Annotated in this window: 21 protein-coding genes; 16 read left to right on the top strand and 5 right to left on the bottom strand. The window is 64.6% G+C overall.

The features are described from left to right. Positions 1–3: 3 nt before the first annotated feature. From OC450_RS21635 to OC450_RS21620, 4 genes are all read right to left on the bottom strand, one after another. Positions 4–1,140, bottom strand: a complete 1,137-nt coding sequence (locus OC450_RS21635) for a sugar ABC transporter substrate-binding protein (protein ID WP_211383924.1) — start codon at positions 1,138–1,140, stop codon at positions 4–6. Then, complete coding sequence (locus tag OC450_RS21630) at positions 1,137–2,639, bottom strand: sensor histidine kinase (protein ID WP_262048605.1); 1,503 nt, start codon at positions 2,637–2,639, stop codon at positions 1,137–1,139. Before OC450_RS21630 ends, OC450_RS21635 begins: the two co-directional genes overlap by 4 nt. 225 nt (positions 2,640–2,864) lie before the next feature. Beyond that, on the bottom strand, positions 2,865–4,358 hold the full coding sequence (locus OC450_RS21625) for an NAD-dependent succinate-semialdehyde dehydrogenase (protein WP_262048604.1): 1,494 nt from the start codon (positions 4,356–4,358) through the stop codon (positions 2,865–2,867). A 112-nt stretch (positions 4,359–4,470) separates the two neighbouring features. Next, the gene (locus OC450_RS21620) at positions 4,471–4,791 is read right to left on the bottom strand and encodes a hypothetical protein (RefSeq protein WP_211383921.1); all 321 of its coding nucleotides are present in this window, start codon (positions 4,789–4,791) and stop codon (positions 4,471–4,473) included. A 349-nt stretch (positions 4,792–5,140) separates the two neighbouring features. On the opposite strand from OC450_RS21620, the gene OC450_RS21615 reads away from it, so the two are divergent. Both OC450_RS21615 and OC450_RS21610 read left to right on the top strand, forming a co-directional pair. Then, positions 5,141–6,334, top strand: a complete 1,194-nt coding sequence (locus OC450_RS21615; protein ID WP_262048603.1) for a serine hydrolase domain-containing protein — start codon at positions 5,141–5,143, stop codon at positions 6,332–6,334. A 107-nt stretch (positions 6,335–6,441) separates the two neighbouring features. Beyond that, positions 6,442–8,148, top strand: a complete 1,707-nt coding sequence (locus OC450_RS21610; protein ID WP_262048602.1) for an AMP-binding protein — start codon at positions 6,442–6,444, stop codon at positions 8,146–8,148. A 121-nt stretch (positions 8,149–8,269) separates the two neighbouring features. Here the strand turns inward: OC450_RS21610 and OC450_RS21605 are convergent, their stop codons facing one another. Then, positions 8,270–9,271, bottom strand: a complete 1,002-nt coding sequence (locus OC450_RS21605; protein WP_256807605.1) for an adenosine kinase — start codon at positions 9,269–9,271, stop codon at positions 8,270–8,272. A 125-nt stretch (positions 9,272–9,396) separates the two neighbouring features. Here OC450_RS21605 and murJ point away from each other — a divergent pair, with 125 nt between their 5' ends. The 14 genes from murJ (at position 9,397) to OC450_RS21535 (ending at position 22,545) form a co-directional block, all read left to right on the top strand. Further along, a complete protein-coding gene (gene murJ, locus OC450_RS21600; RefSeq protein ID WP_262048601.1) occupies positions 9,397–10,947 on the top strand; it encodes a murein biosynthesis integral membrane protein MurJ in 1,551 nt (516 codons plus the stop codon). 73 nt (positions 10,948–11,020) lie between these two features. Then, complete coding sequence (gene trpS / locus OC450_RS21595; protein ID WP_211383916.1) at positions 11,021–12,073, top strand: tryptophan--tRNA ligase; 1,053 nt, start codon at positions 11,021–11,023, stop codon at positions 12,071–12,073. Positions 12,074–12,181: 108 nt separating this feature from the next. After that, complete coding sequence (locus OC450_RS21590) at positions 12,182–12,676, top strand: universal stress protein (protein WP_211383915.1); 495 nt, start codon at positions 12,182–12,184, stop codon at positions 12,674–12,676. Positions 12,677–12,833: 157 nt separating this feature from the next. Continuing rightward, positions 12,834–13,403, top strand: coding sequence for a NifU family protein (locus tag OC450_RS21585; protein ID WP_211383914.1), 570 nt, complete (start codon positions 12,834–12,836; stop codon positions 13,401–13,403). A gap of 170 nt (positions 13,404–13,573) precedes the next feature. Next, complete coding sequence (gene tsaB, locus OC450_RS21580) at positions 13,574–14,269, top strand: tRNA (adenosine(37)-N6)-threonylcarbamoyltransferase complex dimerization subunit type 1 TsaB (RefSeq protein ID WP_256807600.1); 696 nt, start codon at positions 13,574–13,576, stop codon at positions 14,267–14,269. Next, positions 14,266–14,751 (top strand): ribosomal protein S18-alanine N-acetyltransferase, encoded by a 486-nt coding sequence (gene rimI, locus OC450_RS21575; RefSeq protein WP_262048600.1) that lies wholly within the window; start codon positions 14,266–14,268, stop codon positions 14,749–14,751. Before tsaB ends, rimI begins: the two co-directional genes overlap by 4 nt. Before the next feature lie 38 nt (positions 14,752–14,789). Continuing rightward, complete coding sequence (locus OC450_RS21570; RefSeq protein ID WP_211383911.1) at positions 14,790–15,245, top strand: Fur family transcriptional regulator; 456 nt, start codon at positions 14,790–14,792, stop codon at positions 15,243–15,245. Positions 15,246–15,297: 52 nt separating this feature from the next. Then, positions 15,298–15,978 (top strand): HAD family hydrolase, encoded by a 681-nt coding sequence (locus OC450_RS21565; protein WP_262048599.1) that lies wholly within the window; start codon positions 15,298–15,300, stop codon positions 15,976–15,978. 176 nt (positions 15,979–16,154) lie between these two features. Continuing rightward, positions 16,155–17,543, top strand: a complete 1,389-nt coding sequence (gene miaB / locus OC450_RS21560; RefSeq protein WP_262048598.1) for a tRNA (N6-isopentenyl adenosine(37)-C2)-methylthiotransferase MiaB — start codon at positions 16,155–16,157, stop codon at positions 17,541–17,543. Positions 17,544–17,607: 64 nt separating this feature from the next. After that, positions 17,608–18,603: a PhoH family protein gene (locus OC450_RS21555; RefSeq protein ID WP_014438680.1), complete on the top strand. Its 996-nt coding sequence runs from the start codon at positions 17,608–17,610 to the stop codon at positions 18,601–18,603. Positions 18,604–18,663: 60 nt separating this feature from the next. Continuing rightward, positions 18,664–19,173, top strand: coding sequence for an rRNA maturation RNase YbeY (gene ybeY, locus OC450_RS21550; protein ID WP_211383908.1), 510 nt, complete (start codon positions 18,664–18,666; stop codon positions 19,171–19,173). Between the two features lies 1 nt (position 19,174). Then, positions 19,175–20,290 carry a hemolysin family protein gene (locus OC450_RS21545; RefSeq protein WP_249129069.1) on the top strand — a complete coding sequence of 372 codons (1,116 nt, stop codon included), beginning with the start codon at positions 19,175–19,177 and terminating at the stop codon, positions 20,288–20,290. Further along, positions 20,287–21,900, top strand: coding sequence for an apolipoprotein N-acyltransferase (gene lnt, locus OC450_RS21540; protein ID WP_262048597.1), 1,614 nt, complete (start codon positions 20,287–20,289; stop codon positions 21,898–21,900). The genes OC450_RS21545 and lnt overlap by 4 nt, the downstream gene beginning before the upstream one ends. A gap of 231 nt (positions 21,901–22,131) precedes the next feature. Further along, the gene (locus tag OC450_RS21535) at positions 22,132–22,545 is read left to right on the top strand and encodes a helix-turn-helix domain-containing protein (protein ID WP_008131807.1); all 414 of its coding nucleotides are present in this window, start codon (positions 22,132–22,134) and stop codon (positions 22,543–22,545) included. The last annotated feature ends 22 nt before the right edge of the window (positions 22,546–22,567 follow it).

Raw genomic sequence — 22,567 nt, 5'->3', positions numbered from 1 at the left:
AAGCTACCTTCTTTCTGAAGACCACGGAAAGCTCACGTACTGATCGCGCGTGTCGTAGCAGATATTTCCGTACATCTTGAGGTAGTTATCCCGACGTGCGGGATCATTGAATACGGCCGCGGGATTCGCCAGGTCCGCTTCGTATTGACGGATATTCCCCGCCGTCAGCGCGCTTGGAAGAATGTCCATGGCTTGCGGAACGCTCTTGCCGTCCAGCCAGTCGGCTGCATGCTGACCCATGGCGTAACCGAACACCGAGGATGCGAGACTGATGCTGATCTTGTAAGGGCCGCCTTTCTTGATTTCAGTGACGGCTTCGACCTCTCCATCGATGCCGCCGAAGAACTGATCCGGCCTTTCCTTGCCTGCCTCCCTGACTGCCTGCAGAGCACCAAGGACGACGGTGTCGGCTCCCAGCACGACGTCCACGTCTGGATGCGCCAGCAGAATCGTTTGCATCATCCTGTACCCGCCTTCCTTGTTCACCGTCGGAGGGGAAATGTCCGCAACGACGTCGGCGCCGGGAATGTCCCTCAACACGTCGCGCATCGCCGCGAAACGCGGGGCGAGAAACTGCAGGCTGTCGTGAGTCAGCAGCACGACGTTGGCCTTGCCACCAAGCTTGATCCGAATGTAATTCGCCGCAGCATCGCCGAGCGCCTTGCCCGTGAGATATTGGGGCGCATTCAACAGGGACGTGGCCGGCGGCGGCACAACGGCGCCGACATAGGCGCCTTGCCAGATTGTTCTTCTCAAGGCCGGCGCCAACGATGCGGGATCGACGGGCGCAACAACAAGCCCACCCGTTCGCGCGGCTCGGAAGCCATCGACCTGTTCGACCATCTTGACCGCGTCGTTGTCTGCAATCGAAGTGGAAAAGCTGAGGCCACGGTCGTTTGCCGCCATCGCGAGGCCTCTCGCAATGCCTTTGACGAATTCGCGTTCATTGTCCTGCGCGAAGGCAAGAGACTTGGTAAGTGACGGAGGGAGACTGCAACCAGCGGCATTACGATCGAAGGGGTCAAAAACGCGAGGTATGGTGATGCCGGCTGGTCCGTCCTCCGCCCGTGCGCCCGCGTGACAGGCAATAAAGGTGCAGGCGATGAGGGCCGCGAACGAATTTCGTCTGTCAGATTTCATGCGGGCACGCTGTCGGCCACGGAAGGAAGAACCAGTTTGCGCGGCAAGACTATCCGGAAAGTCGTGCCCTGATCCAGTTCGGAGGTCGCAGTGATATCTCCCCCAAGATTTCTCAGAACCGTTCTCGCATAAGCGAGCCCGACACCCTCGCCGGTCTGGTCCAGCTTGCCGACCCTGCCGAACAGCTCGAAAATCCGCCCCAGATCCTGCGGAGCTATGCCTCGGCCATTGTCTGCAACCTCGATAGCGACCCGATCGCCGGGCAGCGTCGTACTGCTGACCTTGAGCTGAAGTGACCGTTCCTTCGCGCGATACTTGACCGCATTGTCGAAGAGGTTGCCGATCACCTGCTCCAGCGAAAGCCGATCTGTCACGATCGAGCTGACTTGAAACTGTGTATCGATCTTTCCACCCGCCGCCGAAATCTGGTGCTGGATCGCGGAGGCGCTCGAGACAAACGTCCGCTCGAGGTCCACGGCTTCCGGCCTTGGATCGCGGCGCCCGTCCCGCGACAGCAGGAGCACGGCGTTCAGGAGTGTCTCCATCTTGGACGCCGACTTGCGGATATAGCTGATGGCTTCGGGCATCTCTTCATTGGTGATCTTCCTTGCATGCTGCAGATTCGGATCGATCGACCCGGTGCTCGACTGCTCGAGGTATTGCGCGAGATCCCTCGCGCCCTCTGCAAGCTCTTCAGAAAATCCCACAATGCTGATCAACGGAGCGCGAATATCGTGCGACACGAGATGCGTGAAGCGCTGCATCTCTTCGTTGGCCCTCGCAAGAGCTTCCGTCCGGTGTTTGACCCGATCCTCCAGGGACACGTTGAGCGCCGCAACCTCGTCGCGCGCTTGCGTCAACTCGCTGGTGTAACGCAGAAGCGTTACAGTCACGGCGCCGACGACCAGCACAATCAGGACTGACGCCGCGATCGACGCGAACCTCAAATTCGTCGCGTTCACCCTCTGCTGCACGACGCCCGACGTAAGACGATTGTCCATGGCCCGAACGATGCCCGAGACGAACAGGTTCAGCTCATCCATCAGCGCCTTGCCGCGGTTGGTATTGATGATGGCGAGGGCTTGGTCGTCCTTTCGGTCGTTCTTCAGCGCGATGGTCTGGTCCATTTCGGCGAATTTATCGGCGGTGAGGACATCAAGCCGCTTCAACACCGTCTTGAATTGCGGGTCGTCGCCGAGATTCCGCTTCAGGCTATCGAGCTGCCGGTTTGCCGACGTCTTTGCGGCGCCGTAGGGAGAAAGGTAGATCTGGTTGCCGGTCAGCAGCAATCCGCGCTGGCTCGCTTCCGCCGACTGGACCGCGCTGCGAAGCTCGACCGCGGCGACTCGAACATCACGCAATCTGACCACTTCATCGAAATGCTCGTTCGCGCGATCGCCGAGCCAAACGGTCATGCCGACAACTGCGAGCAGCGCGGCCAGGCCGACCACAAGCAGAACCAGCGAGATCGGCACGATGAAACGCTTCGCAATATACATGTCTTGTCAATCCAGCCCGGATGCCGGGAAACTCAATAGGATTACAAGAGCTTAAGGACGAAATAACATCAAGGCCCAACCGCCGGGTTCCATCCGGGACTCGGAGCCTGCACCTCGAATGCTGGGTGCAAACGTGCCAGCGCCCCGGCCGGATGACGGCCAGGGCGCTGCGATCGGACTTGCTCAGTTGGTGGACGAGAGTTAGGGACGTCCCCGACAAAAGCCTCACACCCCCGCCATCATCACGTATTTGATCTCGACATATTCTTCCATGCCGTGATGCGAGCCTTCGCGGCCAAGACCGCTTTCCTTGACGCCGCCAAAGGGCGCGACTTCGGTGGTGATGAGGCCGGTGTTGACGCCGACCATGCCGGACTCCAGCGCTTCGGCGACGCGCCAGACGCGGCCGAGATCGCGGGAATAGAAGTACGACGCCAGCCCGAACGGCGAGGCGTTGCACATCGCGACGACGTCGGCTTCGTCCTTGAAGCGGATCACCGGCGCGAGCGGGCCGAAGGTTTCCTCTTGCGCCACCAGCGAATCCGGCTTGACGTCGGCGAGCACGGTCGGCTCGAAGAACGAGCGTCCGAGCTCGCTGCGCTTGCCGCCGGTGACGACCTTGGCGCCGCGCTTGACGGCATCGGCGATGTGCCGCTCGACCTTGTCGACGGCTTTCAGGTTGATCAACGGCCCCTGCGTGACGCCGCTCTCGGTGCCGTCGCCGATCTTCATTGCCGCGACCTTTTTCGACAGTTTCTGCACGAACTCGTCGTAGATCTTGTCCTGGGCGTAGAGGCGGTTGGCGCAAACGCAGGTCTGGCCCATGTTGCGATACTTCGAGACGATCGCACCTTCCACCGCGGCGTCGATATCGGCGTCGTCGAACACCACGAACGGCGCGTTGCCGCCGAGCTCGAGACCGAGCCGCTTCACGCCGACGGAGGCCTGCTGGTAGAGAATCTTGCCGACCGCCGTCGAGCCGGTGAAGCCGACGAAGCGCACCGCCGGATGCTCGCACAGAACCTTGCCGATCGGCGGCGCGTCGCCCGTGACAATATTGAGGACGCCCTTGGGGATGCCGGCCTTCTCGGAAAGCACAGCGAGTGCCAGCGCCGACAGCGGCGTCTCGTTGGCAGGCTTCAGCACCACGGTGCAGCCGGCGGCAAGGGCGGGCGAGACCTTCCGCGTGATCATCGAGTTCGGGAAATTCCACGGCGTGATGGCACCGCAGACGCCGATCGGCTGCTTGATCGCGAGCAGGCGCGCATCGGGCCGCTGCGTCGGGATGGTCTCGCCATAGACGCGGCGGGCTTCCTCGGCGAAGAACTCGATATAGGCGGCGCCGATGTCGACCTCGCCAAGCGCTTCGGCGAGCGGCTTGCCCTGCTCGGAGGTGAGGATCAGCGCGAGGTCCTCGCGGTTGGCGATGATCAGCTCGAACCATTTGCGCAGGATGTTGGAACGCTGCTTGGCGGTGTGCTTGGCCCAGGCCGGGAAGGCGCGCTGGGCGGCCTCGACCGCCTTGGTCGTCTCGTCCGCACCGAGCTGCGGGACCTTGGCGAGCTCGACGCCGGTCGCGGGATTGTTGACGGCGAAGACCGGCGAGCCGACCCAGGCGCCGTCGATGTAGCAGACCTCCTTGAGCAGCGAAGGGTCCTTCAACCTGTCCCGCAGGGTGGACGTGGCGTGCTGGGCGCGTGCGGCGGCAGTCGGGGTCATGGCGTTACTCCTCAGGGCACGATCGGATCGTGCCGGAATATAGGGACAGACGGCGCGCAATGCACCGTCCGGCAACGCACATCTGCCTATGACGAAATTGGGAGCCGCAGCCTCAGGCAGCGCCGCTCATATAGGTCTCGCGCCGGCCGATCATGCGCTCGGCGGCGGCCTTGGCATCAGCCTTCGAGGAGGTCGCGCACGTCCGGTATTCGAGATCGGGAGCGTCGGAGGTATGGCGGCGGCCGAACCAGGATTTCGAGCCGACCGGCAGCAGCGCCAGCGCCTGCGCCAGATTGTCGACCGCGCCGAAGGAATAGAGTGCGCCGGTGCCGGCGATCCGGACCTCGTAGATGCCGGGCGCGATCGGCGCCTCCAGATTGTCGCCCCGTCCGGGACGGGGATAGCGCTTCCATTCGCTCCAGGTCGAAATCATCTGAGGTCCCCCTCGCGGCCGGGTCGAAGGCCGCCAAATTTGCATCAAATCTGAATCTCGGCCGTCGATTGGGCCGGGTGCTGAACGCCGCAACGCACAAAATGTTTCAAGTGCTCGAAAACTTTCGAAACATATCGCCCGGGCCCATCCGAGGTCACGGCTCGTTGCGGCCATCCACCGCAGATTGTGACGGAGTGTTGCAGTTCAGCCCTTTCTCGTCCTGCGTGAGTGACGAAGCGTCAAGTCACGACATCGCGACCGGCGAAGGTACGTGGATGCGCTTGCCGCGCGAAGCACGCGGGAGGACAATCGATCGCTTCCAACAATAAACAAACCGGAGGAAACGCGTATGCAAAGCCAAGCACAGATCGACGAGATTCTGCGCCAGAAGAGCGAGGCCAAGGAGATTCCCGGCGTCGTCGCGATCGCCGCCAGCGGTAGCGACGTGCTGTACCAGGGTGCGTTCGGCAAACGCGATTTGTCGAAGCCCGATGCGATGACGGCGGATAGCGTGTTCTGGATCGCCTCGATGACGAAGGCGGTGACGACGGCGGGCGCGATGCAGCTGGTCGAGCAAGGCAAGCTGTCGCTGGATGCGCCGATCGGCGAGCTGCTGCCCGATCTCGCCAAGCCGCAAGTGCTCGAAGGATTCGACGCCCGCGGCGAGGCGAAGCTGCGGCCGGCCAAAGGGCCGATCACGCTGCGCCAGTTGATGACCCACACCGCCGGCTTCTGCTACAATATGTGGAACGGCGACCTTGCGGTCTATCTGGACAAGGTCGGCATCCCCGCCATCACCACCTGCCAGAACGCGGCGCTGAAGACGCCGATCATGACCGATCCCGGCACGCGCTGGGAATACGGCACCAATATCGATTTCGTCGGCAAGGCCGTGGAAGCCGTCAGCGGCAAGCGCCTCGATGCCTATCTGCGCGACAATCTGTTCGCGCCGCTCGGCATGGGCGACACCGCTTTCAAGATCACCGACAACATGCGCAAGCGCCTGGTCGGCATGCATGCACGCGGCGAGGACGGCCAGCTCGCGTCGATCCCGTTCGAGCTCGAGCAGGAGCCGGAATTCCACATGGGTGGCGGCGGCCTCTATTCGACCGCGGCCGACTACATCAAGTTCACCCAGATGATCTTGAACAAGGGCCGCGGCAACGGCAATCAGGTACTGAAGGCCGAGACCGTCGCGACCATGGGGCAGAACCACATCGGCGATCTCGCCATGGGCAAGCTGACCACGGCGGCGCCGATGTACACCAACGACGTCGACCTCTATCCGGAGCAGGTGAAGAAGTGGGGCCTCAGCTTCATGATCAACACCGCCAAGACGGCGGAAGGCCGCAGCGCCGGCAGCCTCGCCTGGGCGGGCCTCGCCAACACCTATTACTGGATCGATCCGGCGCGCGACGTCACCGGCGTGATCCTGATGCAGCTGTTGCCGTTCGCCGACGCGAAGTGCCTGGAAGCGTTCGCGGGCTTCGAGCGCGGGGTCTATGCCGGCCTCGATGCCGACAGCGGGCAAAAGGCGGCCTAACTCCTTAGTATGAGGCGCGCGGCGTCGCGCGCCTTCCCTGCAACGGATAGCCTCGTGCCCGAACGCCGTCGGCTTTGGGCACGAGGCGACAATCTGAGGAGACGAACTTGACGGGCGATCCTGCAGGCAAAGCCGACAGTTACGTTTGCGGCATCTCGGACACGCCGCTGCTCGGCGACACCATCGGTCGCAGTCTCGACCACGCCGTGCGGCGCTGGGGCGCGCGCGAGGCGCTGGTCTCGCCCAGCCAGGGGGTGCGATGGACCTGGACGGAATTCGCCGAACGCGTCGATGCGCTTGCAGCCGGTTTTCTCGCGCTCGGCCTGGAGCGCGGCGAGCGGATCGGCGTCTGGTCGCTGAACCGGCCGGAATGGACACTGACCCAGTTCGCCGCCGCCAAGGCCGGCCTGATCCTGGTCACGATCAATCCGGCCTATCGGCTCAGCGAGCTGGAGTTCGCGCTGAAGAAAGTCGGCTGCGCGGCGATCGTGACCGCGACGGCATTCAAGACCAGCCAATACATGGAGATGCTCAACACGCTGTTGCCGGAGCTGGCGAGCGCAAGACCCGGACAGTTGCAGGCGGCGCGCCTGCCGTCCCTGCGGATGGTGATCCAGATCGGCGGCCCCCGGGCATCGGGCACGATCCCCTTCGAAGACGTCGCGCGCATGGGCGGCGCCAAGCATCGCGAGCAGCTTGCCGCGCTCGGCGCGACGCTTCAGTTCGACGATCCCGTCAACATCCAGTTCACCAGCGGCACCACGGGATCGCCGAAGGGCGTGACGCTGACGCATCACAACATCCTCAACAACGGCTATTTCACCGGCCGGGCGATGCGGCTGACCGAACAGGATCGCATCTGCATTCCGGTACCGCTCTATCATTGCTTCGGCATGGTGATGGGCAACCTCGCATCCGTCACGCTGGGCACGACCATGGTCTATCCCGGCGAGGGTTTTGATCCGCTCGCGACTCTCCGCGCAGTCGAGCAGGAGAGATGCACCGCGCTGTACGGCGTGCCGACCATGTTCATCGCGGAGCTCGATCATCCTGAGTTCTCGAAATTCAACCTGAAATCACTGCGCACCGGCATCATGGCGGGCGCGCCCTGCCCGATCGAGGTGATGAAGCGCGTCAACACCGAGATGAACATGCGCGAGGTCACCATCGCCTACGGCATGACCGAGACCAGCCCGGTCAGCTTCCAGAGCGCGACAGACGACCCGCTCGAGCGGCGCGTCTCGACCGTCGGGCGGATTCATCCGCATGTCGAGGTGAAGGTCGTCGATCTCGAAGGCAGGATCGTCAGGCGCGGCGAACGCGGCGAGCTCTGCACCCGCGGCTACAGCGTCATGCTGGGCTATTGGGAGGAGAAGGAAAAGACGGGAGACGTGCTTGATGCGAACGGCTGGATGCACACCGGCGATCTCGCCACCATCGACGACGAGGGCTATTGCAACATCGTCGGCCGCATCAAGGATCTGGTGATCCGCGGCGGCGAGAACCTCTATCCACGCGAGATCGAGGAATTTCTGTACCGCCACCCCAAGATTCAGGACGTGCAGATTTTCGGCGTGGCTGACACTCGCTATGGCGAGGAGCTCTGCGCCTGGATCCGCGTTCGGTCCGGCGAGACGCTGACGGCCGAAGAGGTCCGCTCTTTCTGCGACGGCCAGATCGCCCACAACAAGATCCCGCGCTACGTCGAGTTCGTCGACGAATTTCCGATGACCGTGACCGGAAAGATCCAGAAATTCGTAATGCGCGAGGCGGTCGAGCAGCGGCTGGGGCTGAAGGCGGCGAAGACGGCGTAGCTTGCCAACCCCGTAGTCATTGCCAGCGCAGCGAAGCAATCCAGAATCTTACCGCGGCGGCAGTCTGAATTGCTTCGTCGTTGCGCTCCTCGCGATGACGGGAGAGAGAGAGAGACGAGCGTTACGCCGTCAGCCCGCGCTGCTGGGCCAATTCCTTCAGCGACACCTGCGGGCGCGCGCCGATGTGCTGGATCACTTCGGCGGCCGCGAGCGCGCCGAGCTCGCCGCACTGCTTGTACGGCAGGTTGCGCGCCAGACCATACAGGAAGCCGGCGGCGAAGAGGTCGCCGGCGCCGGTGGTGTCGACCAGCTGCTTGATCGGCGAGGCGGGCGCGGCAACGGCGTCTTCCACTGACACCACCATGCAGCCCTTCTCGCTGCGAGTGACGACGCCGAGATTGACGTCGTTGCGCAGCTGCTTGAGCGCGGTGTCGAAATCCGAGGTCATGTAGAGCGAGTGCAGCTCGGATTCGTTTGAGAACACGATGTCGACGGTGCCGTTGCGCATCAACGATAGAAACTCGTCACGATAGCGATCGACGCAGAACGAATCCGACAGCGTCAGCGCCACCTTGCGCTTGGCGTCATGGGCGATCTTGGCGGCCTTGACGAAGGCGTCCTTGGCGTTCTTGGGGTCCCACAGATAACCCTCGAGATAGACGATGCCGGCCGCGGCGACCTCGGCCGGGTCGATATCGGCGGGCGACAAATCCTGTGCCGCGCCGAGATATGTGTTCATGGTGCGCTCACCATCGCCCGTCACCAGGATGTAGGAGCAACCTGTGGCGGGGCCGTCCTTCGCGGCGGGTGTGTTGAATGCGACGCCGGCGGCGCGGATATCGTGGACGTAGAGCTTGCCGATCTGGTCGTCCTTGACCTTGCCGACATAGGCGGCGCGTGCGCCGAGGCTGCCGATGCCGACGATGGTGTTGGCGGCCGAGCCGCCCGAAACTTCCGTCGCCGGGCCCATGTCCTGGTAGATGGCGGCGGCCCGCGCCTCGTCGATCAGGGACATGCTGCCCTTGGTCATGCCGTGCTTGGCCAGAAAGGCTTCATCGGTCCTGACCAGCACGTCGAACAGCGCGTTGCCGATGCCGAGAACGTCATATTTCACGTCAGCCATTCACTTTGATCCCGTTGCCCGATTGCAGACCGGCGGAAAATCAGCTTCCTGTCTGCCTGAAAATGTAGCTCGCGGCCTATCACGACCGGACCTGTGCGGGCAAGCAACGGTATTATGCAGTTCCGATGATCCGCTCCTTCCTGACCGTCTCGACGGGGACGCTGGCCTCGCGGCTGCTGGGCTTCGCACGCGATTCCCTGATCGCGGCGCTGCTCGGCACCGGCGCCGTGGCGGATGCGTTTCTGGCGGCGTTTCAGCTCGTGAATGTGGTACGGCGCCTGCTCAGCGAGGGAGCGCTGAATGCCGCGCTGATCCCGGCCTGGCTGCGGGTCAGAGACCGCGACGGCGAAGTGGCTGCGGCCGCGTTTGCGGGACGCGTGCTTGCCACCGTCAGCGCGGCCCTGATCGGGATCTCGATCGCCGTTGCACTGTCGATGCCATTGATCATCACCATCATCGCGCCGGGATTCCTCGGCAGCGGCACGCTCGACCTCGCCGTTCAGAACGCGCGGCTGATGCTGCCTTACCTCGCCTTCGCGGGACCCGTCACGGTGCTGATGGGGCTGCTCAACGCACAGGGGCGCTTTGCACTCACTGCGTTCTCGCCGCTGCTGTTCAACATCGCGCTGATCGCCGCGATCGCGACACTCATGCTGTGGCACACCGATGCGACCTTCGCCGCGTGGATGCTGGCGGCCGCCGTCGGCGTCGCCGGCCTGCTGCAATTGTTGATGCTGCTGTCGCAGCGAAGCGCCCGCCTCGCCGCGCCGCTGCGCGTGAGCTTCGACGAGCAGATGCGCGGCTTCTTCGCCAAGGCGATCCCAGGCATGATCGCAAGCTCGGGGCCGCAATGGCTGATGATCGCAGGTGCAATCATCGCCTCGGCCACGCCCTCCGCCGTGTCGTGGCTGTATTTCGCCAACCGCCTGATCGAGCTGCCGCTCGGCATCGTCGGCGTCGCCATGGGCACGGTGCTGGTGCCGGAGCTGACGCGCGCGGTGGCTAGCGGCGACCGTGATGCCGTCGGGCAAGCGGAATCGCGCGCGCTCGAACTCGCGACCGGGCTGGCGCTGCCCGCGACGCTCGGCCTGATCGTGCTGGCCGAGCCGATCGTACGGCTGCTGTTCGAACATGGCGCCTTCGGTGCCAACGACAGCACCGCGACCGCACGCGCGCTGATGTGGCTGGCGCTGGGCCTGCCGGCGCATGTGCTGATCAAGGCGCTCTCGCCGGCCTTCTACGCCCGCAGCGACACGATGACGCCGCTGCTCGCAACGGCCAAGGGTTTTGCGGTCGCGGTCGTCCTCGCCGTGCTGCTCGGCCACTACTTTGGCGCAAGCGGAATCGCGGCCAGCATCGCGGCCGGGGCCTGGAGCAGCGCATTCTCCCTGCTCCGAAAAGGCACCGGCGAATTCGGCTTCTCGGTCGACGCTGCCGCGCGAAAGCGGCTGCCGCGGATCGTGCTCGCCGCTTTCGCCATGGGCGCCCTGCTGTGGCTGAGCGCGGGCCTCGTGCCTTCGGAGGCCCACGGGCTGATCCGCTTCATTGCGCTGGGCTTGCAGATCGCCGCCGGAATCTCCGTCTATGGCGTGCTCCTGCAAATCCTCGGCGTCGCGTCGTGGCGCGAGGCGGCCGGTGCCCTGAAGCGCCCCGTCCGACCCGATCCGGGCGCCTGAGCTCACAGAAATACCCTTGACGGGGCAGCGCCGCTGTTGGAAACGACGCCCCGTATCTCGCAGGAAAGCTGCCATGGCATTCGTTGAACGGGTTTTTTCGGGCGTCCAGCCGACGGGCAATCTGCACCTCGGCAATTACCTCGGTGCGATCGTCAACTTCGTGAAAATGCAGGAAACCCACAACTGCATCTACTGCGTCGTCGACATGCACGCGATCACGCAGGGCGTGGACGTGTGGGGCGGGCCGGTCGAACTTGCGCGTAACACCCGCGAGGTGACAGCGGCGTTCATCGCGAGCGGCATCGATCCGAGCAAGCACATCGTATTCAACCAGAGCCAGGTCTCGGGCCATGCCGAGCTCGCCTGGATCTTCAACTGCGTTGCGCGCATGGGCTGGCTCGGCCGCATGACCCAGTTCAAGGAGAAGGCCGGCAAGGACCGCGAGAATGCGTCCGTCGGGCTGTTCGACTATCCCGTGCTGATGGCCGCCGACATCCTGCTCTACCGCGCCACCCACGTTCCGGTCGGCGAGGACCAGAAGCAGCATCTCGAGCTCTCGCGCGACATCGCTCAGAAGTTCAACAATGATTTCGGCGATTCGATCCGCAGCCACGGCGCCAATGACGGACTGTTCTTCCCGCTGCCGGAGCCGCTGATCACGGGACCGGCGACCCGCGTGATGAGCCTGCGCGACGGCACCAAGAAGATGTCGAAGTCGGACGCGTCCGACAATTCGCGCATCAATCTGACCGACGACGCCGACACCATCGCGCAGAAGGTGCGCAAGGCGAAGACCGATCCGGAGCCGCTGCCGACCGAGGAGAAGGGCCTGGAAGCGCGCCCCGAGGCCGACAATCTCGTCGGCATCTTCGCCGCGCTCTCCGACCGTTCCAAGGCCGACGTGCTCCGCGATTTCGGCGGTGGCCAGTTCTCCAGCTTCAAGAACGCGCTGGTGGATTTGTGCGTCACGAAACTCTCGCCGATCGCCGGCGAGATGAAGCGCCTCGTCGCCGATCCCGGCCATATCGACGCGATGCTGAACGATGGCGCCGACCGTGCCCGCACCATCGCCGAAGAGACCATGAACCTCTCGAAGGATATCGTCGGCTTCATCCGCCGGCGCTGATCGCAGCATCTACGAAACACGGCCTGCGCCGCGGCGCCGGCCGCTTCTCCTCTCCCCAAGCGCGGGGGAGTGTGGCAGCATGTCGGTTGCGCACACGCCGGGACATGCATGACCAGCCAGCGACTTTGCTTCGAGCCGGGTCACAAGCCCAAATGCCTCGTCATCGTCGACGACACCGCCGAATGGGACCGTGCGGTCTATTATGCCAGCCGCTGGGCGATCCGCGCCGGCGGCGGCGTTGTGATGCTGCGCATCATCGAGCCCGAACAGCAGACCCAGGAATGGCTGGGTGTCGCCGACATCATGCGCGCCGAGGCGCAGGAAGCGGCGGAAGCCGCGCTCGACCGCGCCGCTGGCCGCGCCAATGGCATCGCCGCGATCACGCCGGAACGGGTGATCCGCGAGGGTGCCGCGATGGAACAACTGCTCGCGGTGATCGACGCGGACCCCGACATCGCCATGCTCGTGCTCGCCGCCAATCCCGGCGCGGAAGGTCCGGGGCCGCTGGTCTCGCTGCTGACGAACGCGCTGGGGACGTTCCCGGTGCCGGTGACGATCATTTCCGGCGCCCTCAGCGACGGAAGCGTGGATTCGCTGTCGTAGGCCGCGTCCTGCCCTCCCGCGCAGCGTAAGCACCGCCCTAACCCTCTGAAAATCATGGACGAATGCCCTCCGCCCCCTTGACCGTGCGTTCGCCGTCGCCATCTGCTACTGGATAGCTCACGCGCCGGCCTTGAACCGGCGACGTCCGGAGAAAACCATGTTCATTCAAACCGAAGCCACCCCCAATCCCGCCACGCTGAAATTCATTCCCGGCCGCGTCGTCGTCGATGGCGGTCCGATGGAATTTGCGAGCCGCGAATCGGCCTCTCGCTCGCCGCTCGCCGAAAAGCTGTTCGAGGTACCCGGTGTCACCGGCGTGTTCTACGGATCGGACTTCATCACCGTGACCAAGGCGAACGGTGAATGGCAGCAGCTCAAGCCCGCGATCCTGGGCGCCATCATGGAGCACTACATGTCGGGCGCGCCGTTGCTCGCCGACGGTGCGGCGCAAAGCGATGCCGATCTTGACGACGAGGACGAGTTCTTCGACGAGGCCGACGCAGAAACGGTCGACATGATCAAGGACCTGATCGAGACCCGGGTGCGGCCGGCAGTCGCCAATGACGGCGGCGACATCACCTTCCGCGGCTTCAAGGACGGCATCGTCTATCTCAACATGAAGGGTTCATGCGCCGGCTGCCCGTCATCGACCGCGACGCTCCAGCACGGCATCCAGAACCTGCTCAAGCACTTCGTGCCCGACGTGGTCGAAGTCCGGCCTATGTAACCCAGGCGCCGGATGCCCCCACACCGTCATGCCCGGCCGCGAGCGCGAAGCCCGTCTTCGCGCTAGACGTGCCGGGCATCCACGTTCTGGGGCTGCAAAGACGTGGATGGCCGGGACGAGCCCCGCCATGACGACGAGCATTCCCTGACGGATGATGCTACGATCGTTCCATGCTGATCCTTGCCATCGACACCGCGCTGGAGGCGTGTGCGGCCGCCGTGCTCGACACCGACGCCGGGCAGCTGCTTGCGCAGGAGCAGCTTCTCATGAAGCGCGGCCATGCCGAGGCGCTGATGCCGATGATCGCGCGCGTCATGCAATCGGCAAATCTGGCCTTCACCTCGCTCGACCGCATTGCCGTCACCGTCGGCCCGGGAAGTTTCACGGGCCTCCGCGTCGGCATTTCGGCGGCCCGCGGCCTTGCGCTTGCGGCAAAGCGGCCCGCCGTCGGGTTGACGACGTTATCCGCCTATGCTGCCACCGTCGTCGGGCAGAGCGGAACGGCACCGGTGATTTCGGCGATCGATGCGCGGCACGACCACGTCTACTTCCAGATCGTGGCCGGCGACGGCAGCCAACTGGTACGGCCAGGCGTTGTCCCCATCGACGAGGCGATCGCGGCCTCGCAATTCGGCGCGCCTCACCTGGTCGGCAATGCCGCAAATATCCTCGCCGAGCGCTGGCCAAAGGATGCACCTCAGCCGGTCGCGGTCGATGCGCAGCCCGCGCCCGACATCGGCTGGGTCGCATGGCTTGGCGCCGCGGCCGATCCCGAGGCCAATCCGGCGCGGCCGTTCTATCTGCGCGCGCCCGATGCAAAGCCGGTCGCGCAGCCGCCGCTCGCAGCACGAGCCGCGACCTCATGATGAGATGGTTGTCGGAATGGTGGCGCGGCGGCACGGCCGCCGTCGACCCCGCATCCGCGCGCGACGCCGCGCGGCTCGCGCAGCTTCACGGCGCCTCTTTCGCGCGCGGGTGGGGCGAAAGCGAATTCGAGAGCATGCTCACCGAGCGCAATACGCTGGTGCACCGGTTGCGCCTCGGCCGCAAGACGGTCGGCTTCGCGGTGTCGCGGATCGGCGCGGACGAAGCGGAAATCCTCTCGATCGCGGTCGACCATGCCCATCGCGGCCGCGGCCTCTCCCGCACGCTGCTGATGACCCATCTCGGCCATCTCGCGGGGCGCGGCGTGCGCACAATATTTCTCGAGGTCGAGGAAAACAACCAGCCGGCACGGCGCCTCTACGACCGCGCCGGATTCGTGGTGGTCGGGCGCCGAGAACGCTACTATAACCAGCCGAACGGGGAACAATTGAACGCCCTTCTGATGCGGCGTGACTTGTCGTAACATTGATGGCAGAAAGCGCCCCGTCAGGCAGACAGATCATGACCGCACTGAAACCTTCCTCCGCATCCAAGGCGTCCGGCATCGAGGCGCGCTGTGCCGCGACCGGCATGCGCATGACCGAGCAGCGCCGCGTCATCGCCCGCGTGCTCGCGGAAGCGATCGATCATCCCGATGTCGAGGAACTGTACCGGCGCTGTGTCGCCGTCGACGACAAGATCTCGATCTCGACGGTGTATCGCACCGTCAAGCTGTTCGAGGATGCCGGCATCATCGAGCGCCATGATTTCCGCGAGGGCCGCGCGCGCTACGAGACGATGCGCGACAGCCACCACGACCACCTCATCAACCTGCGCGACGGCACGGTGATCGAGTTCACCTCCGAAGAGATCGAGAAGCTGCAGGCGGAGATCGCCCGCAAGCTCGGCTACAAGCTGGTCGATCACCGGCTCGAGCTCTATTGCGTCCCGCTCGACGACGACACGCCGACGTCCTAAGTGGCATGATCTTGTCGGAAAACCGCTTCACACTTTTCCGGATAATGCCTTAGTGCCGATAGATCTCATCATCTTCGATTGCGACGGCGTGCTCGTGGACAGCGAGGTGATCTCCTGTCGCGCGCATGCGGACGTGCTGACCAGGCACGGCTATCCGATCACATCGGAGCAGGTGTTCGAACGTTTCCTCGGCCGCTCGACGCGGCAGGCCAATCTCGAGATCGAAGCCGAGCTCGGCCGCAAGCTGCCCGAGGCCTATCACGGTGATCTGCAGGACGAGCTGTTCCGCGCGTTCGAAGCCGACCTCGAAGCGATCCGCGGCATTCACGACGTGCTCGATGTCGTGACGCAGCACGTCTGTGTCGCCTCGAGCGGTTCGCATCAGCGCATGCAGGTGAGCTTGGGGAGCACTGGCCTCTATGAGCGTCTCGCGCCAAACATTTTTTCGGCCTCGCAGGTAAAGAACGGCAAGCCGGCGCCGGACCTGTTCCTGTTCACGGCCAAGGAGATGGGTGTGGCGCCCGAGCGCTGCGTCGTGATCGAGGACAGTCTTGCCGGCATTGCCGGCGCTCGCGCGGCCGGCATGATCGTGTTCGGCTTCTGCGGCGGCGCACATTGCGGGGATGGCCATGCCGAGACCCTGCGCCGGGCCGGTGCCGACCTGACTTTCGCCGACATGCATCAATTGCCGGAGCTGGTCCGGCGGGTCGAGGCGGACGCCCTGGCGGGCTGATTTCGGCTATTTGGCCCATTTCGCAGCACCGCCCCGGCAATCTCGCCTCAAAACCTCTGGATTCCGGGTTCGCATTGGCGCCGCCCCGGAATGACGGCCAGAAGGGGCTTCATTGCTGGATTTTCGCCGCTCCAGTCTATATCTGAGGGCTGTCCCCCACCTCCATTCCGGGTTCCATGACGCCGCCGCGCAAGCTGCACATCAAATCATATGGCTGCCAGATGAACGTCTACGATGCCCAGCGCATGGTGGACACGCTGGCACCGGAAGGATTCGTGGAGACGGCCAGCGCCGAGGACGCCGACCTCGTCATCCTCAACACTTGCCATATCCGCGAGAAGGCCTCCGAAAAGGTCTATTCCGAGCTCGGCCGGCTGCGCCTTGCCAAGGACGAGGCCGCACGCGAGGGCCGCGCGATGCAGATCGCGGTCGCGGGCTGCGTGGCGCAGGCCGAGGGCGGGGAGATCGTGCGCCGCGCGCCCGTGGTCGACGTCGTGGTGGGACCGCAGAGCTATCATCATCTGCCGGAGCTTTTGAAGCGCGCCGCCGACGAGGGCCGCGCGATTGAGACCGAATTTCCGGCCGCCGACAAGTTCGGCTTCCTCGCCCAGCCCAAGCCCGACGCGATCCGCGCGCGCGGCATTTCCGCCTTCGTCACGGTGCAGGAAGGCTGCGACAAGTTCTGTACTTTTTGCGTCGTGCCTTACACGCGAGGCTCGGAAGTCTCGCGGCCGGTGGCGAAGATCGTCGACGACGTGAGGCGGCTCACCGAGAACGGCGTGCGCGAGCTCACGCTGATCGGGCAGAACGTCAACGCCTATCACGGCGAGGGACCGGACGGGAAAAGCTGGCCGCTCGGCAGGCTGCTGGAACATCTGGCGCGGATTCCCGGCGTCGCGCGGCTGCGCTATTCGACCAGCCACCCCCGCGACGTCGATGACAGCTTGATTGCAGCCCATCGCGATCTCGACGCCTTGATGCCATTCGTGCACCTGCCGGTGCAGTCGGGCTCGGACCGGATTCTGGCCGCCATGAACCGGAAACATACCGCCGATGATTACCGGCGTGTCGTCGACCGATTCCGGTCCGCCCGCCAAGACATTGCTTTTTCATCAGATTTTATCGTCGGCTTCCCCGGCGAGAGCGAGCAAGATTTTCTCGCCACACTCGCGCTTGTCACGCAAATCGGCTACGCTGCCGCTTATTCGTTCAAATACTCCGCCCGGCCGGGAACGCCGGCCGCGGATATGCAGGAGACGGTGTCCCCCGCCGAGATGGACCAGCGATTGGTGCGGCTCCAGGAACTGATCGACAGCCAGCAATCGGCCTTCAACAAGGCTGCGATTGGCTCAACGGTCGATGTGCTGTTCGAGCGTCCGGCCCGCAAGGACGGCCAGATCGTGGGCCGCACTGCATTTCTCCAGCCGGCGCATGTGATGGCCTCGCCCGACATCATCGGACAAATCCTGCCGGTCCGGATCGACAGTCTCGAACGCTACAGTTTCCTCGGTGAGCTCGCCACGGCACGCGAGCCCGCTTTATCGCCCATTGCCACTGGAGCTTGAACCCTTGCCAAAAAGCGCATCGGATTCGTCTTCTATCGCTTCCAGCCGCAAATTTGACCGCGACATGCAGGTTCCGCCCGAGACCCAGGTCGTCATCGACTTCGACGACAACCGCGCCGCTTCCGCGCTGGTAGGCCCTTACGGCCAGCATCTCGCGCAGATCGAGCGGCGGCTCGGCGTCGTCGTCGACTCCAAGGGCAACCACATCACCATCGGCGGCTCGCGCGACGGCTGCGACGCCGCTCGCCGCGTGCTGGAGACGCTCTACGCGCAAGCGGTGAAGGGGCAGGACCTCGACCAGGGCGAGGTCGAAGGCGCGATCCGTGCGGTGATCGCGCAAGGCTCACTGTTCGAGTTCGACGCCAAGTCGGCCAAATCGACCTTCGACAGCATCAATCTGCGCAAGCGCCCGGTCCGCGCGCGCACGGCCGCGCAGGATTCCTATATCCGGGCGCTGAAGCGCCACGAGCTGGTGTTCGGCATCGGCCCCGCCGGCACCGGCAAGACCTGGCTCGCGGTCGCGCATGCCGCGCAACTGTTCGAGCGCAAGGAGGTCGACAAGATCATCCTGTCGCGTCCGGCGGTGGAAGCCGGCGAGCGGCTCGGCTTCTTGCCCGGCGACCTCCGCGAGAAGGTCGATCCCTATCTGCGCCCGATCTACGACGCGCTCTACGACCTCATGGATGCGCGCATCGTCGAGCGTGCGCTGCAGACCGGCGAGATCGAGATCGCGCCGCTCGCTTTCATGCGCGGCCGCACGCTGACCAACGCCGCCATCATCCTGGACGAGGCGCAGAACACCACGTCGATGCAGATGAAGATGTTCCTGACCCGTCTCGGCGAGAACAGCCGCATGATCGTGACCGGCGATCCCTCGCAGATCGACCTGCCGAACGGCCAGACCTCGGGTCTCGCCGAGGCGACCCGGCTGCTGAGCGGCGTCGAAGGCATTGCGCAAGTTCATTTCAAGGCCGAGGACGTGATTCGCCACGAGCTCGTGGCGCGGATCGTCTCCGCCTATGAAGGGCAGCCGCAGCGGCCGGCCGCCGGTAAATCCTGACGACAACAACCGGACAATTTGGGCGCGGACGCAGGCGCCTTTTCGTTCCGAACAAAGAGAATGTCACACCCCAACCTTCCCATCACCGAGGTCCTCGTCGTCGCCGATTGCTGGCAGCGTGAGCCCGATTCCGAAGCCGTGATCCAGCGCGCCGTTGCGGCCGCCGCAGAGAGTGTCGATGCAGACGTCGCGGAGGCGGAAGTGGCTGTAATGCTGACCGATGATTCCGGCATCCGCACGCTCAACAGCAACTGGCGCGGCATCGACAAGCCGACCAATGTGCTGTCGTTTCCCGCGCTTCAGCCGGAAGGCGAATGGAAGCCGGGCGACGCGCCGCGCATGCTCGGCGACATCGCGATCGCGTACGAGACCATGCGGCGCGAGGCGGACGAGGAGCAGAAGCCGTTCGATCATCATTTGAGCCATCTCGCCGTGCACGGTTTCCTGCATCTGGTCGGCTATGACCACGAGAACGACGGCGACGCCGAGGAGATGGAAGCCCTCGAACGGGAGATCCTGGCTCATCTCGGCATCCCCGATCCCTATGCCGACCGCGCGGGGACGCACTGAGATGCCGGATTCCGAACCGATCCACGACAATCCGCGCAACACGGCCAATCTGCCGGCCGTGGTGACGCCGGGCGAGATGACGCGCCCGACCGCGGAAGGCTGGCTGCTGCGTGCCATCCGCACGCTGTTCGGCTGGAAGGCGGGATCGGTCCGCGACGACCTCCAGGTCGTGCTGGACGCCACGACGCCCGACGACACCGGCTTCTCGACCGTCGAGCGCACCATGCTGCGCAACATCCTCGGCCTGCACGAGCGCCGCATCGCCGACGTCATGGTGCATCGCGCCGACATCATCGCGGTGAAGCGCGACATCCCGCTTGGTGAGTTGATGGACCGGTTCGAGAGCGCCGGCCATTCGCGCCTCGTGGTCTACAACGAGACGCTCGATGATCCCGTCGGCATCGTCCACATCCGCGATCTGCTCGCCTTCATGACCGCGCGTGCCCGCGTGTCGGAGGCCACGAAGACCAAGCGCAAGAAGCCGCTGCCGGCCGGTCTCGATCTGCGTACGGTCGATCTGGCGCTGCCGCTTCAGGATGCGCGCATCATCCGCAAGCTGCTCTACGTGCCGCCGTCGATGCGGGCGATCGACCTGCTCGCGCAGATGCAGGCCACGCGCATTCATCTGGCGCTGGTGGTCGACGAATATGGCGGCAGCGACGGGCTGGTTTCGCTGGAGGACATCGTCGAGCAGATCGTCGGCGAGATCGACGACGAACATGACAGCGACGAGCCGCCCTCGATCGTGCGGCTGCCCGACAACGCCTTCATCGCCGATGCCCGCGCCAGCCTCGACGACGTCCGCACCGTGATCGGCGAGGATTTCGTCACCGGCGAGGCCGGCGAGGAAGTGGAGACGCTGGGCGGCTATCTCGTCAGCTTCGTCGGGCGTCTGCCGGTGCGCGGCGAAGTCATCTCCGGCCCCGGCCATTACGAGGTCGAGGTGCTCGATGCCGATCCGCGCCGCGTCAAGCGGCTGCGGATCTCGACGCGGAAGGAGCGTCCCGCGCCGCGCACCCAGCGCGAGAGCCGCCGCCGCGAGGTTACGCCGGATGGCAGTCAACCGGCGGCCAGCGACACGCCCACCCCGCCAAGCGACGGGACCGGTCCGCAGTGAGCCCGTTCCAGCGATTTCGGCAGATAGCGCTTGCCGTCATCCTCACCTGGGGATGGAAGCGCGCCGTCATCGCCATGGCCGCCGGCGCGCTGTCGGTGCTGGCGCTGGCGCCGTTCAACATCTTCCCGGTGCTGTTCATCACGCTCCCGGTGCTGGTCTGGCTGATCGACGGTGCCGGTGCCGGACGATACCGCGGCGTCCCGGCGGCGGCGCTGACCGGCTACTGGTTCGGGCTCGGCTATTTCGTCCCCGGCCTCTACTGGATCGGCTACGCCTTCTTCGTCGATGCCGATACATTCGCCTGGCTGACGCCGTTCGCCGTGCTTGGCCTGCCGGCCTATCTCTCGATCTTCACGGCGATCGGATTTGCGCTCGCCCGCCTGCTCTGGACCAAGGATGCCACGCGCATTCTGGCGCTCGCCGCAAGCCTCACCATCGCCGAATGGCTGCGCGGTCACGCGCTGACCGGCTTTCCCTGGAATGCCTTCGGCTACGCCTTGTCCGAGCCGCTGCCGCTGGCGCAGACGGCCTCGCTGATCGGCCTGTGGGGCATGACGTTCCTCAGCGTTGCGATCTTCGCGAGCCCCGCGGCGCTGATCGACCGCACGCCTGATCGCCGCCCGGCGTGGCGCGCTCCGGCCGCTGCGATTGCGCTCCTGCTCGTCATGGGCATCTTCGGCGCGATCCGCCTGTCGCTGCATCCGACCACGATGGTCGCGGGCACCAAGCTGCGCCTGATGCAGCCGGACCTCCAGCAGGACGCGAAATTCAACTACGCCGCCAAGGCGGAGGTGATGAAGAAATATCTGGCGCTGTCGGACCGCGCGTCCGGGCCGCAATCGACCGGCGTGCGCGATGCCACCATCCTGATCTGGCCGGAATCCGCCTTTCCGTTTTTCCTGACCCGCGAAGCCGACGTGATGGCGCAAATCGCCGAGCTTCTGCCCAAGGGCACGGTGCTGATCACGGGCTCGGTCCGCGCGCCCGACCTGCCGCGGGGCACGCCGATCACGCGCGCCTATAATTCGATCTACGTGATCGACCACGACGGCAGCGTGCTCGCGGTCTACGACAAGTTGCATCTCGTGCCGTTCGGCGAATTCCTTCCCTACCAGGACCTGATGGAGAAGCTCGGCTTCGAGCAACTGACGCGCGTGCGCGGCGGCTTCATTCCCGGCACCGTGCGGCACGCGCTTCCAGTGCCGGGCGCGCCCAGCGCGCTGCCGCTGATCTGCTACGAGGCAATTTTTCCCGGCGAGGTTGCCGGGCGCAACGAGCGTCCGGGCTGGATCGTGAACCTCACCAATGACGGCTGGTTCGGCATTTCGACCGGTCCCTATCAGCATCTCGAGCAGGCGCGGATGCGCGCGATCGAGCTCGGACTTCCACTGGTGCGCTCCGCCAATACCGGCGTCTCGGCGGTGATCGATCCGGTGGGACGAACCGTTGCCAGCCTCGGCCTCGGCGTCGAAGGCATTTTGGATGCAAGTCTGCCCGCCGCAATCCCGCCGACCGTCTATGCAAGGGTGGGCGACATCCCCGCAGCCATGCTCGTCGCGCTGGCTGTGCTTCTGGCGGTACGGCGACGTGTTGCCAAACGGCATCCGTGATCACACCTCGCTAGCGGTTTTCGGTCGAGGCGACCGGAATCCTTTGACAACCGTAGTCCCACGGTTGACAGACTGCACGCGGCCTCATCATTCTGCGCCGGCTGCAAAAGACAGTGGGCATTGCTAAATTTCTCCGCAATGTTTCCCAATAACAGGGTCTGATTTTGACGATGCTGACACCCGAGGCATTCCTGATGATTGCGCCGAAGGTGGTGTTTGGAGGCTGAGGAAATGTCGAAAGCGCCCAACCCTGTTGACAAATATGTCGGCAGCCGCGTGCGAATGCGCCGCATCATGTTGGGCATGAGCCAGGAAAAGCTCGGTGAAGCTTTGGGCCTGACTTTCCAGCAGATCCAGAAATATGAGAAGGGCACGAACCGGGTCGGTGCGAGCCGTATCCAGCAGATCGCCGAGATCCTCCAGGTGCCGGTGTCGTTCCTGTTCGAAGGCGGGCCGAGCGGCGTGGCCGGCCCGGACGGCTTCGCCGAAGGCGCATCGCCCTCCTATGTCTCGGACTTCCTCGCGACTTCCGAAGGTCTTGCTTTGACCAAGGCGTTCACCCGAATCACCGATTCGAAGATGCGCCGCTCGATCGTCGATCTCGTCGAGCAGATCGCGGCCCGCGAAGGTCCCGACAAACGCTGACGCCCGTCTCAATCCGATTTGA

The organism is Bradyrhizobium sp. Bra78, assembly GCF_024519855.1.
GTDB lineage: Bacteria > Pseudomonadota > Alphaproteobacteria > Rhizobiales > Xanthobacteraceae > Bradyrhizobium > Bradyrhizobium japonicum_G.
This window is presented reverse-complemented; position numbering and strand designations above follow the sequence as displayed.

Coding starts and splice junctions, on each gene's coding strand:
- OC450_RS21635 (WP_211383924.1), bottom strand. CDS start 1,140: ATGAAATCTGACAGACGAAATTCGTTCGCGGCCCTCATCGCCTGCACC.
- OC450_RS21630 (WP_262048605.1), bottom strand. CDS start 2,639: ATGTATATTGCGAAGCGTTTCATCGTGCCGATCTCGCTGGTTCTGCTT.
- OC450_RS21625 (WP_262048604.1), bottom strand. CDS start 4,358: ATGACCCCGACTGCCGCCGCACGCGCCCAGCACGCCACGTCCACCCTG.
- OC450_RS21620 (WP_211383921.1), bottom strand. CDS start 4,791: ATGATTTCGACCTGGAGCGAATGGAAGCGCTATCCCCGTCCCGGACGG.
- OC450_RS21615 (WP_262048603.1), top strand. CDS start 5,141: ATGCAAAGCCAAGCACAGATCGACGAGATTCTGCGCCAGAAGAGCGAG.
- OC450_RS21605 (WP_256807605.1), bottom strand. CDS start 9,271: ATGGCTGACGTGAAATATGACGTTCTCGGCATCGGCAACGCGCTGTTC.
- murJ (WP_262048601.1), top strand. CDS start 9,397: ATGATCCGCTCCTTCCTGACCGTCTCGACGGGGACGCTGGCCTCGCGG.
- trpS (WP_211383916.1), top strand. CDS start 11,021: ATGGCATTCGTTGAACGGGTTTTTTCGGGCGTCCAGCCGACGGGCAAT.
- OC450_RS21590 (WP_211383915.1), top strand. CDS start 12,182: ATGACCAGCCAGCGACTTTGCTTCGAGCCGGGTCACAAGCCCAAATGC.
- OC450_RS21585 (WP_211383914.1), top strand. CDS start 12,834: ATGTTCATTCAAACCGAAGCCACCCCCAATCCCGCCACGCTGAAATTC.
- tsaB (WP_256807600.1), top strand. CDS start 13,574: ATGCTGATCCTTGCCATCGACACCGCGCTGGAGGCGTGTGCGGCCGCC.
- rimI (WP_262048600.1), top strand. CDS start 14,266: ATGATGAGATGGTTGTCGGAATGGTGGCGCGGCGGCACGGCCGCCGTC.
- OC450_RS21570 (WP_211383911.1), top strand. CDS start 14,790: ATGACCGCACTGAAACCTTCCTCCGCATCCAAGGCGTCCGGCATCGAG.
- miaB (WP_262048598.1), top strand. CDS start 16,155: ATGACGCCGCCGCGCAAGCTGCACATCAAATCATATGGCTGCCAGATG.
- OC450_RS21555 (WP_014438680.1), top strand. CDS start 17,608: ATGCAGGTTCCGCCCGAGACCCAGGTCGTCATCGACTTCGACGACAAC.
- ybeY (WP_211383908.1), top strand. CDS start 18,664: ATGTCACACCCCAACCTTCCCATCACCGAGGTCCTCGTCGTCGCCGAT.
- OC450_RS21545 (WP_249129069.1), top strand. CDS start 19,175: ATGCCGGATTCCGAACCGATCCACGACAATCCGCGCAACACGGCCAAT.
- OC450_RS21535 (WP_008131807.1), top strand. CDS start 22,132: ATGTCGAAAGCGCCCAACCCTGTTGACAAATATGTCGGCAGCCGCGTG.